The sequence below is a fragment of the Paenibacillus sp. FSL H7-0714 genome (genome assembly GCF_038003765.1).
Lineage (GTDB): Bacteria > Bacillota > Bacilli > Paenibacillales > Paenibacillaceae > Paenibacillus_AQ.
The window spans coordinates 2,268,198-2,284,058 of sequence record NZ_JBBOPT010000001.1 but is presented as its reverse complement, the minus strand read 5'-3'; the positions used below and the strand labels follow the sequence as shown (position 1 = coordinate 2,284,058).

Sequence of the window (15,861 nt, the reverse complement as noted above, 5' to 3'; positions counted from 1 at the left end):
GCCCTTTTGTCAATGACACTCCTCATCCTTAACGAATCCGAGTAGACCAATCTTTTAATACCCTGTCAAGCTCCTTTATGGAGATAGGCTTGGAGATGAAATCCTGCATTCCTGCACTCAGACACATGTCTTTATCTTCATTTCTGGCAAAAGCTGTGGCCGCAATAATAATGGGAGACAGCCCAAGCTTCTCACGTATGATTCCTGTTGCTTCTATCCCATCCATAATAGGCATCTGGATATCCATAAAGACGAGATCATAATCCTTGGACAGCACAGCTCGAACTGCTTCCTCGCCATTTGATGCAATGTCAGGGAAGTATCCCCTCTTCTTCATATAAGCCAGCATCAGTTGCTGATTCACAGGATGATCTTCAGCGATGAGAATAGACATCGGTCCATATTCTCCCTTATCAGACGCTTTGGCGTTAGGTTTATTGCTTTTGTCTGTATCCACTGAAGGGCGGAGCGTAACCTTCTGATTCCATTCCTCTTTTGGCAAAGAGACCTCCACGGTGAAAAAGAACTCTGAGCCATGTTCCTCACAGCTCCTCACACCAATCGCTCCTCCGAGCAGCTCCACCAGCTTTTTGCTAATCGCCAGTCCAAGTCCTGTTCCGCCATATTTTCGATTAATGGAAGGATGCAATTGCGAGAACGATTGAAACAATAACCCTTGACTGGCAACCGGGATCCCCAAGCCCGTATCTTTAACCATGAATTTAACGATAATATTTCCTGACTTTCGAGAAGCTTCCAGACTGGCAGCAATACTAATTTCACCTGTCTCCGTAAATTTCACCGCATTTCCCACTAAGTTCACGAGAATTTGGCGCAATCTCGCCTCATCCGTCACAACGACAAATGGAAGATCAGGTGCAATATTGATAGTTAATAACAACCCTTTTTCTTTGACCTTCGGATAGAATAGCTCACTAACGTTCTGTATCACTTCACGCAAATCTACCATTTGCAGTTCAAGTGTCATCATGCCTGCTTCAATTTTGCTGAAATCCAGCACTTCATTCAAAATATGAAGCAATGCTTCTCCGCTACTTGTAATGATTTGTGTGTAGTAGCTCTGCTCTTCATTTAGCTCTGTCCCTGAGAGCAAGTCTGCCATTCCTATAATACCGTTCATAGGCGTACGCAGCTCATGGCTCATGATCGCTAGAAACTCCGATTTCGCCCGATCCGCTTCCTCTGCAGACTCCTTCGCTCGCACAATCTCCTTCTCTTCTGTGATATCTCGGAAAACCACTACAGCCCCGATCCGCTCTTCTCCATCAAAAAGAGGAGTCATGTGATATCTGACCAAAAAGCTGGAACCATCTTGCCTCCAAAACACACCCTCTTTCTCATCAAAAGAGCGATTATTGAAGTGCGAGGGAATCAGCGTCTTCTGAATGCCCAAGAATGGCTCATTATCCAGCCAAGTCTGATGAATCGTATGGAATTTGCTGTTCAACCATTCCGTTGGATCGTATCCTAGCATAGTAATCGCCGCTGGATTGATGAACATCGTATCCCCTTCAAGATTCATACCAAATATGCCTTCAGATACCGAATTCAATATTAGAGCATGCTCGTTACTTAACTTCTCTATTTCTTCAAAATGCCGCGCCCGTTCCGCAATGTCCCGGGTTACACACACAAGCTCCCGTCCTCCAAAGGTCTCCGAGTAAATATAGCGAAGTGTTGTTTCCGTCCAAATGTACGTTCCATCTTTGCATAGAAACCGAAAGGTCACAGGGTCGAGCTTCTTCCCTTCCATACAGTTGCTAAGATAGGACACCACTTTCTCCTTGTCTTCAGGATGTATGTAATCAATACCTCTCGTTTCGTACATTTCTTCCGGTGTATAGCCGAACATCGTCTGGCAAATGGGTGATGCATATAGATAGATGAGGTCTCCGTCCGCTGTATTACGTGAAATGAAATCCATTGAATTTTCCGACAGGAGTCGGTAATTCTGCTCACTATCACGCATCTGTTCCTCCATACGATGACGTTCAGTCACATCCTGGGCAATCCCACTGATCTGTAGCACTCTTCCTTCCTCATCTTTAGTCACTTCCCAGTGTGCATCCAGAAACTTCAATTTTCCATCCGCACTTTTAATTCGAACCATAACTTCGCCATTCGTCCCATTCGCTAAAGACTGGTGAACCAGCTTTTGAAGTCTAGTAAAATCATCTGGATCAATACAGGAAAGCACTCGTTTGTAATCAAAATAGGAATGATTGCTGTCGTCCAATGAAAAGCCAAAAATGTTACGCATCTCTCTAGAAACCGTCAACCGCGTTTTCGTCGCATCCCATTCCCACGATCCCATTTTCGCAAGATATTGGGCTTGCGCCAGCATATCCTCATATTTCTTACGCTGCGTAATATCACGGCCGATCGTTAATATCTGCTTGATTTCCCCCTGCTCATCACGTACCACCTGTGAGCTGCTCTCAATCCACAAATAATGTCCGTCTTTATGCCGGGCCCTGCGTGTATACACATCCGTATCAGAATAGAGCTTTCCGTGTTTTGTCATTTCAAGGGCATCTTCTGCGTGATAATACTCAGGTCTTTTCGTACCGATCATTTCATCTGGAGGATATCCTAGCAACAACTCCACTGAAGGAGAAACGTAGTGCAGTGTACCGTCTGGTCCGCCAAAAGAAATCATATCTGGCGTATTTTGTGTGATCAAATTATATAAATGCTGATCTTCCTGAATCTTATCTTCCGCAAGCTTTCGGTCTGTGATATCCGTAAGTTCTGAGATCAAGACAAGGGGTTCACTAGAGTTCTCCTGAAGAATCAGAAATATATGTTGAGCTACCCAGATTATCTCGCCACCCTTACATAAGAACCGTCTTTCTAACTCTATTGCGGTCCCAGGATCTGCTAAGAGATTGTTCAGGATAACGTAATGATCATCATCAGCTACATCGTCTGGATAAATAAGATCTAGATAGTGCATATTTAAAAGCTCTTCTTCAGAATAACCAAGCATACGGCAAAGTGCTGGATTAGATTGAATCAAGGTTCCTTCCTTGGGAGAGACTACAGCAACCCCTATAGAAGACCGTAAGTATAGTTGCTTAAAAAGAAATTCAGACACCTGAGTAGCCTCCTCTTTTGAGATGGGGACAAACTTTATTACAATCTCGTAATCTATTCCAGTATACCTTTTTTTCGGTAATTAAGCTTGATAGCTGAGTCCTAAATGATAGGCGGGTATAAATCAAAGAGATTGCGCGTTATCCTCACAGACAAAAAATAAACAGCAAGCCCCCAACACTCGGGAAGCTTGCTGTTAGTACATATCACAACTTCAAATGACTATTCTCTTATTAAATTCTCTTGCTGAAGCTTCTTAATTTTCTTACGGATAGGTGCGCCTGCTCTTAAAAAAACAAGTCCTAAAAGGATTAAAAGCCCGCCTAGAACAACGTTTATCAAACTAATTCTGCTGGATGAATTGAAATAATTCGTTACCCCAATGAGAATGTTGGCCAAACCAACAACGAACTCTAACCACATGACAGAATTCCATAGTGTGTTGATTCGCTTAAAGTGTTTTATTTTGGATTCCAGATCTGTGTAAATATCAAACGCACCTTCGGATGACTTCTTTCTAAGATAAATCCAGCGAACATAGCTGCTAACACACTCTACTCCATTTTCTTCTAGAAACTTGAGGTATGCCATGCTTTCCGGATGAGTAGGCACATTATCTAAAAGCTCAATTCTATACGTATACTCATTCTGAGGCGAGTCAGTAAACACATATTTACACCAGGAGTAGCTTGAAAGGGCTAACCCTTTGGCAGACATTTCATTAAGCCACTGTTCTTCCTTCTCAAAATCCCAAAACAGCTTGCGAACCACATGTTTCATTTGGACTCACCTCCAGCTATTCTCTTCCCATTGGCAATCAGTTCTTCCAACCGAATAAGCTCCCCCTGAATCACTGTCTTCCCTAATTCAGTAATTTCGTATTCCTTTCTTCGGGAGCCTTCTTCCCCTTCTATAGCTCTTATCCAGTTTTTCTCAAGCAAGGTGTTGATAGCTCCATATAAAGTGCCCGCTCCAAGTTCCACTCGACCATGACTTAAATCCTTCACATTCTGCATAATCGCGTATCCGTGCATTGCGGTGTATAAAGACAATAAAATGTAAAATACAGCTTCCGTTAAGGCTCCTCTTTCTGAGCTTTCAGGCATGATTCCATCTCCATTCTATTACTGTTAGCGATATATCGGTTACCGTAATAACATTATTACGGAAGCCGATATAATTGTCAATACAAAAATACCTATTTTTAGTAAACCTAACCGATCTTAACCACGAAAAAAAGCCTACAGTACATGCCTACAGACGGTTCATGATCGCAATCCCCTCAACTTGGATCTACCCCATCTAATTAAATCTATTCCTTCCACTACGCATGGGGTGTATCGGACTTAGAAGCCACTAGAATTGGACCACCATCACTTTCTTCAGACATAAAAAATAGGCTTATACAACTGCCCAAGAGCAATTGTATAAGCCTATTTGATGATGCGGTCGAGAGGACTCGAACCTCCACGATATTGCTACCACACGGACCTGAACCGTGCGCGTCTGCCAATTCCGCCACGACCGCACATTATGTACACCAATGAAATAATCACTGTACATAAGAATATACTCTTTTTTCGGATAAATAGCAACATATTTTTGAATCGATGTACAGATAAATCTAACAACAGCGATATAAGCGATATAACATATTCAAATACCCATAGGCATAACCAATCACAGTTATTCAGTTTATATATTTCACTTATAAGAGGCTGGTATGATACAACATAATTAAAAGAATGTGCTGCATCAGAAGTATCACTGTAATTCCAAACCAGAAAGGACGAATACGTATGAACCAGCAGTGGAATACCGGAACCTATGATACTGATATGGCCTTTGTGTCTCAGTTTGGAGAGTCATTGATTGAACTTCTTCGCCCCCAGCCTGGCGAACAAATTGTTGATTGGGGCTGCGGAACTGGTGATTTGGCAGCAGCCATCGCTGCTAGTGGTGCCACTGTAACAGGTATTGATGCTTCAGCCGAAATGATTCAGACTGCCCGTGACAAGCATCCCCAGCTAAACTTCATCTTAGCAGATGGGCAAAACTATGTGGCGGAACAGCCAGTCGATGCCGTGTTCAGCAACGCTGCTCTACACTGGTTGACCGACGCGAACGGAGCAGCTGCTTCTATCACAGCTAGCCTACGAACAGGCGGGCGTTTTGTTGCTGAGTTCGGTGGGCTGGGCAATATCGCTTCTATCATTACTGAGCTTCCAAATGCTTTTACCGCTATAGGGTGTAGTGATAAGCTTCAATTACCTTGGTACTTCCCAAGCATCGGACAATATACAACACTACTAGAACAACATGGACTGACTGTTGACCTCGCCCTTTGTTTCGACCGTCCAACCCCACTAGAGGCTGGAGAGCAAGGGTTCCAGTCCTGGCTGAACACTTTTGCTAATGGAATCTTAAGTGTCCTAACACCATCTGAACGAGAAGAAGTCCTCTCTTATATGGAACAGAAACTTAGACCGACATTATTTCAGGATGGCCGCTGGGTGATGGATTATCGAAGAATCCGGGTCGTCGCTTACAAACGCGTCTAACAATGAAGGGCGTGGCTTCTTCCTATGCAACAAAAAAAAGAGTGTACTGTCGCGTGTCCGCACCAGTACACTCTTTTTATGACCATCTATCTTCTATCTCCCACATATCGATCGCTACCAGCACCAAGTCCGACAACCAGCAGCAATACGCTTGCACCCAGCAATAAAACAAGCGGCATCGTCCAGCTATTCGTTACATCATGAAGCCATCCGAATAATGCCGGGCCCATTGCTGCAAGCACGTAACCTACGGATTGGGCCATTCCCGACAGTTCCGCTGCTTCTTGAGTGCTTCTGGTCCGTAGACTGAAGAACATCATCACAAGTCCGAAGGCAAATCCTCCGGCAATCCCAAAACAGATCGCCCAGACAGCCATTAAAGCACTGCTTCCCAACCATATGCCACCGATTCCGATGAAATACAAAATAGCCGTGATGATTACTAGAATACGTTGGTTCTTCATCCGACCTGCCCACAACGGCACGAAGAAAGTAAACGGCAGCTGGGCCATTTGCATTAGTGATAGTAACCAACCTGCATGGCTTGATGACATCCCTCGCTCACCAAGGAGAACAGAGAACCAAGCTATGAAGACATAATAGAGCAACGACTGTAAGCCCATAAAAATCGTTACCTTCCAAGCAAGCGAAGAACGCCACATATTTCCACTAGAGATCGACCCCTTGGCCCCAGTCCCTTGATCGAGCTTGCGCATTTGCGGAATCCAGAACAGGGTTGCTAGCGCAGCGATCATAAACCAAATCGCCAAAGTCCCTCTCCAGCCAAATCCAGCATGACTAGCTAGCGGTACACTAATACCTGAAGCGACGGCTGCACATAAATTCATTGAGACGGTGTAGACACCTGTCATTAACCCAATTTTGTGAGGAAACTTCCCTTTAATCAGACCCGGAAGCAATACATTACATACTGCAATAGAAAGCCCGAGTATCGCCGTACCTGTGAACAACAGTCCCGTTCCAGATCCCGACCGGATTAGAATCCCCATAGCAAGCATAACCATTGCAATTAATAACACATTAGCCAAGCCGAAACGGCGAGCTAGCTTTGGAGCAAACGGGGACAAAATGGCAAAAGCCAACAATGGTAGAGTAGTTATAGCTCCTGCTAAAGTGTTCGATAAGCCTAGATCATCCTGAATCATTTGTACCAGTGGACCGACGGATGTGAAAGGCGCTCTAAGTGCCGCTGCGATAAACACAATCCCCAACACTAGCAGCCAGCGATCATATTTGGTATCCGTTAAACCTCTATTCTGAATGTTTCCTTCTCGTTGCGATGCTTTCATCATGTATCCTCCTAAATTGCAACAAGCATAAACGCCTTTGACATTCCTGTAAGGACGGTGAGCGATTACGCCAGAAATATAAAAATGTTTATTACATGGCATTAAGACCTATCATCCACTATTATTATAAAAGTTACAAGCCTTAAGTAATTTTATAACCCTATTATTGACAAAATCGAATGACATCTTTAGTATCCATATAATCAAGACAATTGAGAATCAATTTCATTCGATCTCCTACATATTCCTATAGAAAAGAGTGAACAGAATGCTTCGAAGGTTTTTTTCCTACTATCGTCCGTATAAAAAACTATTTATATTGGACTTCTCCTGCGCTGTTTTTGCAGGTCTTCTAGAACTAGCTTTTCCGGTAGCTGTCAATAAATTTATTGATGATTTGCTTCCGGGTCAAGATTGGCCGCTAATTCTTATTGCGTGTGTCGCGCTCCTAGCTATTTACGCCTTGAATACAGTTATGCAGTATATCGTTACATACTGGGGGCATATGCTTGGCATTAATATCGAGACCGATATGCGTAAAAAAATGTTCGATCACATCCAGAAACTGTCCTTCCGATTCTTCGATAACAATAAAACAGGTCACCTCATCGGGCGAATCACCAACGATTTAAATGATATCGGCGAGGTGGCGCATCACGGTCCTGAGGATATATTTATCGCCATCATGACACTTGTCGGTGCTTTCCTCCTTATGGCTGATATTAATCTGAAGCTGGCCATTATTACTTTTATTATCGTTCCAATTATGGCTTGGGTGATCATCTACTTCGGACGCAACATGACTTCCACCTACCGCCAGCTTTTTGGAAATGTAGGTAGTTTCAATGCCCGTATCGAAGATAATGTCGGTGGTATCCGGGTTGTTCAATCTTTTGCCAATGAGCAGCATGAACAAGAGCTATTCGCAGTAGATAACCAAATGTTCCGTAAAACTAAGCTTCTCGCTTATAAAATCATGGCCAAAAGCTTATCCGTCAGCTATATGATGACACGCCTCATTACGATCCTTGTGATGATCAGCGGCGCTTGGTTCTTCATCAATGGCGAGTTGCAAATCGGTGAGTTTGTGGCATTTATTCTGTTGTCCAATATCTTTTTCCGTCCGATCGAGAAGATCAATGCCGTTATCGAGAGTTATCCAAAAGGAATTGCCGGCTTTAAACGTTATCTAGAAATTATTGATACGGAGCCAGATATCAGCGATAAGCCGGATGCCGTAGAGGTAAGTACTTTACACGGTGATATTACCTTCCAGAATGTCTTTTTCGGATACGACGAAGACCGTCCGGTTCTACAAAATATCAGCCTAAAAGTTAAGGCTGGCGAAACGATTGCCTTTGTTGGACCTTCTGGCGCAGGCAAAACAACTATTTGCAGCCTGCTCCCTCGTTTCTATGATGTCACAGGCGGGGCTATCACCATAGATGGCATCGATATCCGTGACATGAAGCTGGAGTCGTTACGTAAGCAGATCGGGATCGTACAGCAGGATGTGTTCCTATTCTCCGGTACGATTCGTGAAAACATCGCCTACGGAAAGCTGGATGCGAAGCTGCCCGAAATCTGGGAAGCTGCTCGGCGTGCCCATCTGGAAGATCTCATTCAGAATCTTCCAGATGGCATGGATACGGTGATCGGCGAGCGCGGTGTGAAGCTGTCCGGTGGACAGAAGCAGCGCCTAGCGATCGCCCGCATGTTCCTGAAGAATCCACCGATCCTGATTCTGGATGAAGCTACTTCAGCACTGGATACAGAAACGGAAGCAGCGATTCAGCAATCGCTTGCGGATCTGTCCGTGGGTAGAACCACACTCGTCATCGCCCACCGATTGACGACGATAAAGAATGCCGACCGGATCATGGTCGTGAACGAAGAAGGCATCGCCGAGCAAGGCCGCCATGAAGAGTTAGTCCATGCCGGTGGCATATACAGCCGGCTGCATCAGGCACAATATAACGCTTAGGGACGTTATCTGGAGCTTCTGTAGAATGATTGATTCAGCTGCTGAGATTTTCAAGAATAACAAGCCTAGTCTCCACGTTATTGGCGACTAGGCTTGTTTTTTCGTGCTTCTCATCTATTTCCAGCATGAGAGGCTGCACACCACATGAGTCGGGTCCAGTGACCTAGGTACCTACTATCATTTTTAACATCGCTGCTTCTACATTGACGTTCTTTCATGACCACGACCAAAATGTACATGCTCTAATGAGTGAAGTATCTGTGTCCCAATAATTATTATACACTCTATAAAAAAGTTCACCCGGATGTAGAATGAGCTTTTTTTAGTTTCAGGAGAGCTGAATATACGAATCTTCAAAACCCAACAAGACTTCATTACGCTGCCCCCAGCTAGCCTCTTCCCTTCCCAACTCCGAGACGTAACCGTACAGGCAATCGTCTCTTTGTACTAGACAGATACGGCCACTAGGCTTGCTGTAAACACAGGCTCCTGTGAGTTTTTCTTCAAAAAACTTGCCTCTACTTGTGATACGGTTCACCGTAACAGGGCTAACGGCGAAAAATGCGAAAGGAGCTGCCGTGGCAGCTCCTTTCTTGGTCGTAGAGAAACGTCTATTGAACTTATGAGTTTGGATGATTAAACAACACAACACAAGAGTCGCATTCGAACATGGAGAGAAAAAGTTGCAACAACAGTACTCAGTCGAACTTTTGCAACGATTCGAATAAACGCTTTAAATTATTTAATAATGCGTTTTTTTCATCCCAAGTCCAATCAGCTAAAGCTTCATGCATATTGCGCTCACGGGCGAGGTTAATCATTGTATTGATTTCCTCCCCGTATTTTGTCAATTCAGACACACGAATTCGAGAGTCTGAACTTGATGGATAAGTATAAACCAACCCGGCGGTCTCTAACTTATCGATTTGCCGACTAACACTCGAATAGTTTTTCCCCATCATAGCAGCCAAATCACCAACACTAGTCGGTTGGAGATGCTCGATACCAACAAAGACGCGAAAGGCTGCTGCCTCCAAATTTACACCAGCATCAGCAATCATTTTCTTATCACGGTCTGGCCGATTGATAATGGAAACTAAATCAATTAGCGCTTTAAAAATTTCATTCTCCATTTCTTTTTATCGCACCTTTACTACTGGACGTGGTGTAAGCGGAGCATTCCAAGCCTCTTCGATATTTTCTAGAGCAAACTCTGTTGTGTCAATCTTTATCTTCCCCTCGGCGGCCATCTCAAAAACACCTTGAACAGCGGATAACATATCAGCTTTAGAAACACTCTTATCTCCACTACCTACCAGTTCAATTGTTGATGAGCGTAAAATAGATGAAGGTAAATTTATGTTTTCTTGTCCAGATGAAGTTCCAATGCTTACAAAGCGGGTTACACGATCCGTATTATTCTTAGAAAGAGCTGCCATGATGGCGAATGCGCTATCACCCCAAAGGTAATCCAATATAACATCAACACCTTCAGCAATAACTGGCATTAGGCCGTTTTCAAACATTTTTTGTCCGTAGTCAGCTGTCATATCAAATGCAATGGCCTCATCGGCTCCAAGTGAATGTAGCTTCGATTCATTGCGTCCCGTTACAATGATTTTCTTGGCCCCAAGGCCCTTAGCAATCTGAACTGCTAAGCTACCGGATGCCCCAGTAGCGCCGTTAATCAAAACCGTTTGGCCGGATTTGAAGCCAGCCCGAAATACCAATGCAGCCCATGACGACATAGCTGGGTTGGCAATAGCGGCAGCAGTGAGATCATCAATACCATCTGGTAAACGAACAACTAGCTTCTCGTTGACAACGGTTTGCTCAGCCAAACTACCATACGGTGCCGTTGGCAGTGCAAAGTAAACTCGAGACCCATCTTCCAAAGTTCCAACACCGTCAATACCAGCTACAATTGGAAAATTAACTTCTGATGAGTAGTGCTTACCCATTGAACGGAACTTGCTAACTCGACTCAAGGCTGTTGCCGAAACGTTAATTATAACTTGCCCACCTGTCGCAACAGGGGAATCAAAATGACCCATTACGGGAATGGTCCCCTTCTTCTTCACTGTTGCTGCCTTCATAGTTATTACACCCAGCTCTCATTCGAAATTATGTGCATCGCACAAATTATGTGCACAATGCACATTTTATTTCGAACCATTCCTTGATGAATATACTGAGGTCAAAGGGTTAGCTAAATTCGTGCTTCACCGTCGCCAATTGGACACGGTCTTTCAGCTGGACTATCCATATGCAAGGCAGGTCGGTCTTTCTGCATCCAGACTAATTAAGCAATAACTTGCCGTTACTTATGATACGGTTCACCGCGGCCGTCCAGTCGTTCCCTGTTGAACTGATTATGGAGGCAAAATCATGGAAGACAATCTCGTACACAACAGGTTGACCGTCAATGGCTGGAGCAGGTGCTGCGGCAGCAGAGCAAGTCTGTCTCCGATGTGTTCTATGCTGTGAGAGGTACGCAAAATTAGTTATATTTTGACTACTATCAGGACCACATGACAAACCTATTAATTAGCTACGACCTCGACATGACCCTCATGAAGATCAGTTAATCAATGCCTGCCACTAAACCGTTTAATCGCTTCCTCGGTCACCGGCTCGAAGAGGTTTACAAGGTTGCCGTCGGGATCACGGAACAGCATAGAACGGTTTCCCCACGGCATCGTGGTCGGTTCTTTTACCCAATCATAGACAATTGGCTTCAAGCGTGCATATTCGGCTTCGACATCGTCGACGCGGAACTCGATGATGACAGTGTGATTGCTCGCTGCCACTACGGAACCAGCGCCGAATAGCTGCGCCGTTTGGGAGTGGCCGATTGCCAGGGTACATGCTGGCATAACGAGTTCGGCAAAAACAGGCGCGGGGTGCACCGCCGAAACACCCAGAACTTTTTCATAGAACTCGACGAGACGATTCACATCGTCGGTAATGATGCGTACAGAAGCAAAATTCACAAAATACCATCCTTTCTATACTCCTTTATGTTTACATACCCGATAATAAAACAACGCTACTGACAGCGTTATGTCAGTAGCGTTCTGAAATTTTTCGGGCTTCCTCACGAATCTTACTCCGGAATGATTCAGGCTCCAATACGATTACACCCGCTCCCCAGCCGAGCACCCATTGCAGTAATTCATCCAGTTGGCGTACGCGTAAAACCACATCTAATCCAGCTTGATGCTCTTTCATTTCTTCAATGTAATGATAGTTGGATTCCTTCACCTTATCTGCGAGATCATGATTAAATCGAAGATGAACTCGCAAGTGGCGATCATCCGGAGGGATATACTCTCTTAAGTCAAAATGCACAGGAAGCTCGAATCGCGATTACGCCTGTTTCTTCATTTGAAACAAACGAGGGATAACGAAGCTGATTGACAAGCGGAAGGGGCTTTTCCTTTGTCAGAGAAAGCCCCGAAATTGAATCACAGGCTTACCTTCGTCATTTGATGTAATAAGCTACCCATATATTTCCGATACAATTTATATCTGAATATGAAAGGTTGGGTTGTTTTATATGACGAACGGATCAAATGAAATAAAAACACTTGATGTTACACAAGTTCTTGACCTAGCTAGTAATAAACATATTATCGACGCATTTGTAACTGATGAGAACAATGAGCAAGAAGTGGTTGTAGCAATAGTTGCTAGGATACGGATTGCTGATATTAAAAACAAGCAAGGTTGGAATGCAACTGTTGTAGATGCAAAAAGAAGTCGCTTTTATGACAGTGTAGAAATTAATACAGAACCTACAAACCGCGTGGCATCAAACGCTGTAAATCTACACACATCTTCAGGAATTTTCTATGGTTCCTATAAAGGATATAATGTTAGAAAGCAACGAGACTATGTCAAGAAGAATGGTAAGAAATTGTTGGAACGATATCAACAGTTCTACTCTGAACCAGTCACCCCTAAAGATCAATAATTTGTTGTAGACAGTTGCTTAACTATCCTCGTTAAAGAGTCCTATTCAAAAATAGAGCCAGACATTCTCCCAAAGAGAATGGCCCGACTCTATATCTGTTAAGATGTGTTTCTATTACCAAAGGTTCAACTTCACCTCATGCAACCTTGTATTAGGATAGCCGATGAATCGACCATACTATATCCGTACTGAAACCAAGGGTTAGACCGTCAGCTTCGTAATATAATCCAACTTCCTCACCTGCTTGCAGCTCTACATCACCGGATAGCGTCACCGTCGCACTACTTAGTACGGTCCTTATAGTTAAAATTAACGCTATATTAACGTCCAAGATAGGCATATAACCTTTTATTAAATCAGTGCTGCCATTCTTCTTTACGGTAAAAAATGGATCAATGCCACTTCCTAAGCTTATACTAACTGGAACGTTAGTCTTATAGTTAACAGTTGCATGTATAGCATACTTGCCAGTGGCCGGTGCCGTAAATATCCCTGTAGCAGGATTAAATGCAGGGCTTGCGTAATAAGGGGACGCCTCACTCCAATTCGTAAATAGCGTGCTACTAGCGATTGAGTATGTCGTACCCGTAACAGAAAATCCTTCCGAGGTAAAAGAAGTCCCCGCTGGCCCTGGATCTCCTTGTGCTCCCGCCGGTCCTGCTGGGCCTTGTGCTCCCGCTGGCCCTGGATCTCCTTGTGGTCCCGCCGGTCCTGCTGGGCCTTGTGCTCCCGCTGGCCCTGAATCTCCTTGTGGTCCCGCCGGTCCTGATGGGCCTTGTGCTCCCGCTGGCCCTGGATCTCCTTGTGGTCCCGCCGGTCCTGCTGGGCCTTGTGCTCCCGCTGGCCCTGGATCTCCTTGTGGTCCCGCCGGTCCTGATGGGCCTTGTGCTCCCGCTGGCCCTGGATCTCCTTGTGGTCCCGCCGGTCCTGATGGGCCTTGTGCTCCCGCTGGCCCCGGATCTCCTTGTGGTCCCGCCGGTCCTGATGGGCCTTGTGCTCCCGCTGGCCCCGGATCTCCTTGTGATCCCGCCGGTCCTGCTGGGCCTTGTGCTCCCGCTGACCCTGGACCTCCTTGTGATCCCGCCGGTCCTGCTGGGCCTTGTGCTCCCGCTGACCCTGGATCTCCTTGTGATCCCGCCGGTCCTGCTGGGCCTTGTGCTCCCGCTGGCCCAGTCGCTCCGGTATCGCCTTTATCACCCTTGACTCCATTGCCTTTAGAATTCTGCGATTCTTGGTCAACCGATGGCTGAGTACTGATGGTGATGGTTTTCATGGTGGAATTCCATACTACTTTTGCACCGAATAATTCGGCAATAAAACGTACCGGTACCATAACCCGGTTCTGAATGATCTTAGCAGGTTGATCGAGCGTGACCTTCTCCTCTACATCACCGACTTTAATGCTGGCGGTCGGGTCGCCTATAATCAGCGTACCCGATGCATCTCCTTTAAAAACCGCTATTGTTTGTGTAGAACTGTTCCAGTTAAGAGACACGCCGAGCGAGTCTTCAAGGACCCTCAAAGGCATAAGCGCGGTTCCTTTATGGACAACGGGTTCGACGTCACTCGGGATTACGCTATCATTAACGATAATAGAAATCTCGGCCACTTGGCCGACCGGAGCCGCCTGAGCAACAGGGACCACAAACAACGTCATTACAAGCACAAGTACAATAGATAACTGCAGTCTTTTTATTTTTATCACTTTACTTTCCCCCATATTTAGTCAATTCGAAGTAGATACCAGCACCTAAATAATTACGAACAGCATTCAATTGTTCGGCGGTTGCAATCTGATAGGGATCACCTTCAAGTCCCGTTCCTCCAGCAAAGCTCACTGCCGCATATGCCTTACCTTCATCTGTCGCGAACAATCCGGGTATACCACTTAGCACCACTAGCTAGATCTATTATAATGGAACTAATTGTATTTAATAGTGACCGCTGTCATCAGTATTGTCACATGACAAATTAATTTAGTAGTCATTTACCGAAGCCGACAACGGAGATTGTGCGAAGATTCATACTCAAAAGCATAATAATTCGCCCTACTTATGATAAGGTTCTCCGCTCAGTCTGTACCGGCAAGCTTTCATACTAAAACAGATTATAGTGGACAACCCTTCAATTCATTTGCAGGAAGTCTTTAGCCTGGTACCGCTGGTACGTCAACTTCAACATCAGGCCCATCGTTTACGATGTACACTACTAAAGAACCATTAAGTTCTATTGTCGGACGTTTCGTTTCCCAATCTTCTAAACGCAGCTTTAATTCTGTTGATGACTCTGAAAAAAGAGTAAGGGGAGATGCCTCAATCTGAGCAAGCAAACGCCCCACGCTATCTGTTTCAATAATGAATTGAAAGGTGATCATGTGTTGGAGAACGTTTTGAAGTCTACGATCCATGCCTCTGCATCCGAGATTACATTCTTTGCTGCGTCGATGGAAGTATGACGTTCAAGAAATGCCGAACATTTTAAACTGATTCGTTTAACCATGTTTCCGTTCCCATCTTTGATACTATTTTAGAATGTTTTTCTCCAAGTGTAATTGTCGAAGAAACAAAAACAAGGGAAGACCCAGTGAAGGACCTACCAGTAGCGTACCTGCAATCGGCAGCCATAAATATTTCATTTTCTTTCTGGTGCCTTCTAACAGAATAAATCCCATAAGCACGATCGCGGTAACTAAAACATCCATCCATGCAAAAGCTCCGATACGCGTACTGGTTATGGCTTCAAATAGGAGAGACAAATCGAGGCCGTTGCGCACGACCCAAGGGATGAATTGCGAATAGGGCAAGACGAGTCCCAAAAAAGATAATACTCCGTAAAAGCACTTCATTTATAACCCTCCATTATTTTGTAATTTGCAACTCCAAAAAACTCGCAAAAGTCCGTTTGCTCCATCTT

At 44.7% G+C, this 15,861-nt stretch carries 17 protein-coding genes and 1 tRNA gene; 3 read left to right on the top strand and 15 right to left on the bottom strand.

The window, feature by feature from the left end; translation table 11 throughout:
* Window positions 1-28 precede the first annotated feature (28 nt).
* The 4 genes from NST34_RS09840 to NST34_RS09825 all read right to left on the bottom strand — a co-directional run bounded on the left by NST34_RS09840 (window position 29) and on the right by NST34_RS09825 (window position 4,645).
* Complete coding sequence (locus NST34_RS09840) at window positions 29-3,118, bottom strand: PAS domain S-box protein (protein WP_341127663.1); 3,090 nt, start codon at window positions 3,116-3,118, stop codon at window positions 29-31.
* Window positions 3,119-3,339: 221 nt separating this feature from the next.
* On the bottom strand, window positions 3,340-3,897 hold the full coding sequence (locus NST34_RS09835; protein ID WP_076283200.1) for a DUF2812 domain-containing protein: 558 nt from the start codon (window positions 3,895-3,897) through the stop codon (window positions 3,340-3,342).
* Window positions 3,894-4,223 carry a PadR family transcriptional regulator gene (locus NST34_RS09830; RefSeq protein ID WP_042186765.1) on the bottom strand — a complete coding sequence of 110 codons (330 nt, stop codon included), beginning with the start codon at window positions 4,221-4,223 and terminating at the stop codon, window positions 3,894-3,896. The genes NST34_RS09835 and NST34_RS09830 overlap by 4 nt, the downstream gene beginning before the upstream one ends.
* 338 nt (window positions 4,224-4,561) lie before the next feature.
* Window positions 4,562-4,645 (bottom strand) — tRNA-Leu (locus NST34_RS09825).
* A gap of 271 nt (window positions 4,646-4,916) precedes the next feature.
* Here NST34_RS09825 and NST34_RS09820 point away from each other — a divergent pair.
* Window positions 4,917-5,678: a class I SAM-dependent methyltransferase gene (locus NST34_RS09820; protein ID WP_341061978.1), complete on the top strand. Its 762-nt coding sequence runs from the start codon at window positions 4,917-4,919 to the stop codon at window positions 5,676-5,678.
* 86 nt (window positions 5,679-5,764) lie between these two features.
* Here NST34_RS09820 and NST34_RS09815 read toward each other — a convergent pair whose 3' ends face one another.
* Window positions 5,765-6,988, bottom strand: coding sequence for a CynX/NimT family MFS transporter (locus NST34_RS09815; RefSeq protein WP_076283203.1), 1,224 nt, complete (start codon window positions 6,986-6,988; stop codon window positions 5,765-5,767).
* A 268-nt stretch (window positions 6,989-7,256) separates the two neighbouring features.
* Here NST34_RS09815 and NST34_RS09810 point away from each other — a divergent pair, with 268 nt between their 5' ends.
* On the top strand, window positions 7,257-8,972 hold the full coding sequence (locus NST34_RS09810; RefSeq protein WP_340968657.1) for an ABC transporter ATP-binding protein: 1,716 nt from the start codon (window positions 7,257-7,259) through the stop codon (window positions 8,970-8,972).
* A gap of 698 nt (window positions 8,973-9,670) precedes the next feature.
* On the opposite strand, the gene NST34_RS09805 is transcribed toward NST34_RS09810, so the two are convergent.
* From NST34_RS09805 to NST34_RS09785, 5 genes are all read right to left on the bottom strand, one after another.
* Entirely contained in the window at window positions 9,671-10,105 is a 435-nt protein-coding gene (locus NST34_RS09805; RefSeq protein WP_341061977.1) for a MarR family winged helix-turn-helix transcriptional regulator, read from the bottom strand.
* Window positions 10,106-10,111: 6 nt separating this feature from the next.
* A complete protein-coding gene (locus tag NST34_RS09800) occupies window positions 10,112-11,068 on the bottom strand; it encodes a quinone oxidoreductase family protein (RefSeq protein ID WP_341127662.1) in 957 nt (318 codons plus the stop codon).
* Between the two features lie 202 nt (window positions 11,069-11,270).
* Window positions 11,271-11,510, bottom strand: a complete 240-nt coding sequence (locus tag NST34_RS09795; RefSeq protein ID WP_341127661.1) for a hypothetical protein — start codon at window positions 11,508-11,510, stop codon at window positions 11,271-11,273.
* A gap of 50 nt (window positions 11,511-11,560) precedes the next feature.
* Entirely contained in the window at window positions 11,561-11,965 is a 405-nt protein-coding gene (locus NST34_RS09790) for a VOC family protein (RefSeq protein WP_076283207.1), read from the bottom strand.
* Window positions 11,966-12,038: 73 nt separating this feature from the next.
* The gene (locus NST34_RS09785; RefSeq protein WP_445667656.1) at window positions 12,039-12,323 is read right to left on the bottom strand and encodes a WYL domain-containing protein; all 285 of its coding nucleotides are present in this window, start codon (window positions 12,321-12,323) and stop codon (window positions 12,039-12,041) included.
* Between the two features lie 208 nt (window positions 12,324-12,531).
* Between NST34_RS09785 and NST34_RS09780 the strand changes: the two genes are divergently transcribed.
* Window positions 12,532-12,948, top strand: a complete 417-nt coding sequence (locus tag NST34_RS09780) for a hypothetical protein (RefSeq protein WP_341127660.1) — start codon at window positions 12,532-12,534, stop codon at window positions 12,946-12,948.
* 151 nt (window positions 12,949-13,099) lie between these two features.
* On the opposite strand, the gene NST34_RS09775 is transcribed toward NST34_RS09780, so the two are convergent.
* The 5 genes from NST34_RS09775 to NST34_RS09755 all read right to left on the bottom strand — a co-directional run bounded on the left by NST34_RS09775 (window position 13,100) and on the right by NST34_RS09755 (window position 15,793).
* The gene (locus NST34_RS09775; protein WP_341127659.1) at window positions 13,100-14,653 is read right to left on the bottom strand and encodes a stalk domain-containing protein; all 1,554 of its coding nucleotides are present in this window, start codon (window positions 14,651-14,653) and stop codon (window positions 13,100-13,102) included.
* 1 nt (window position 14,654) lies between these two features.
* A complete protein-coding gene (locus NST34_RS09770; RefSeq protein ID WP_179086649.1) occupies window positions 14,655-14,822 on the bottom strand; it encodes a hypothetical protein in 168 nt (55 codons plus the stop codon).
* A 272-nt stretch (window positions 14,823-15,094) separates the two neighbouring features.
* On the bottom strand, window positions 15,095-15,322 hold the full coding sequence (locus tag NST34_RS09765) for a hypothetical protein (RefSeq protein ID WP_339802331.1): 228 nt from the start codon (window positions 15,320-15,322) through the stop codon (window positions 15,095-15,097).
* On the bottom strand, window positions 15,319-15,447 hold the full coding sequence (locus NST34_RS09760; RefSeq protein ID WP_339270188.1) for a hypothetical protein: 129 nt from the start codon (window positions 15,445-15,447) through the stop codon (window positions 15,319-15,321). The genes NST34_RS09765 and NST34_RS09760 overlap by 4 nt, the downstream gene beginning before the upstream one ends.
* A 22-nt stretch (window positions 15,448-15,469) precedes the next feature.
* Window positions 15,470-15,793: a DUF2834 domain-containing protein gene (locus NST34_RS09755; protein WP_341127658.1), complete on the bottom strand. Its 324-nt coding sequence runs from the start codon at window positions 15,791-15,793 to the stop codon at window positions 15,470-15,472.
* Window positions 15,794-15,861 lie beyond the last annotated feature (68 nt).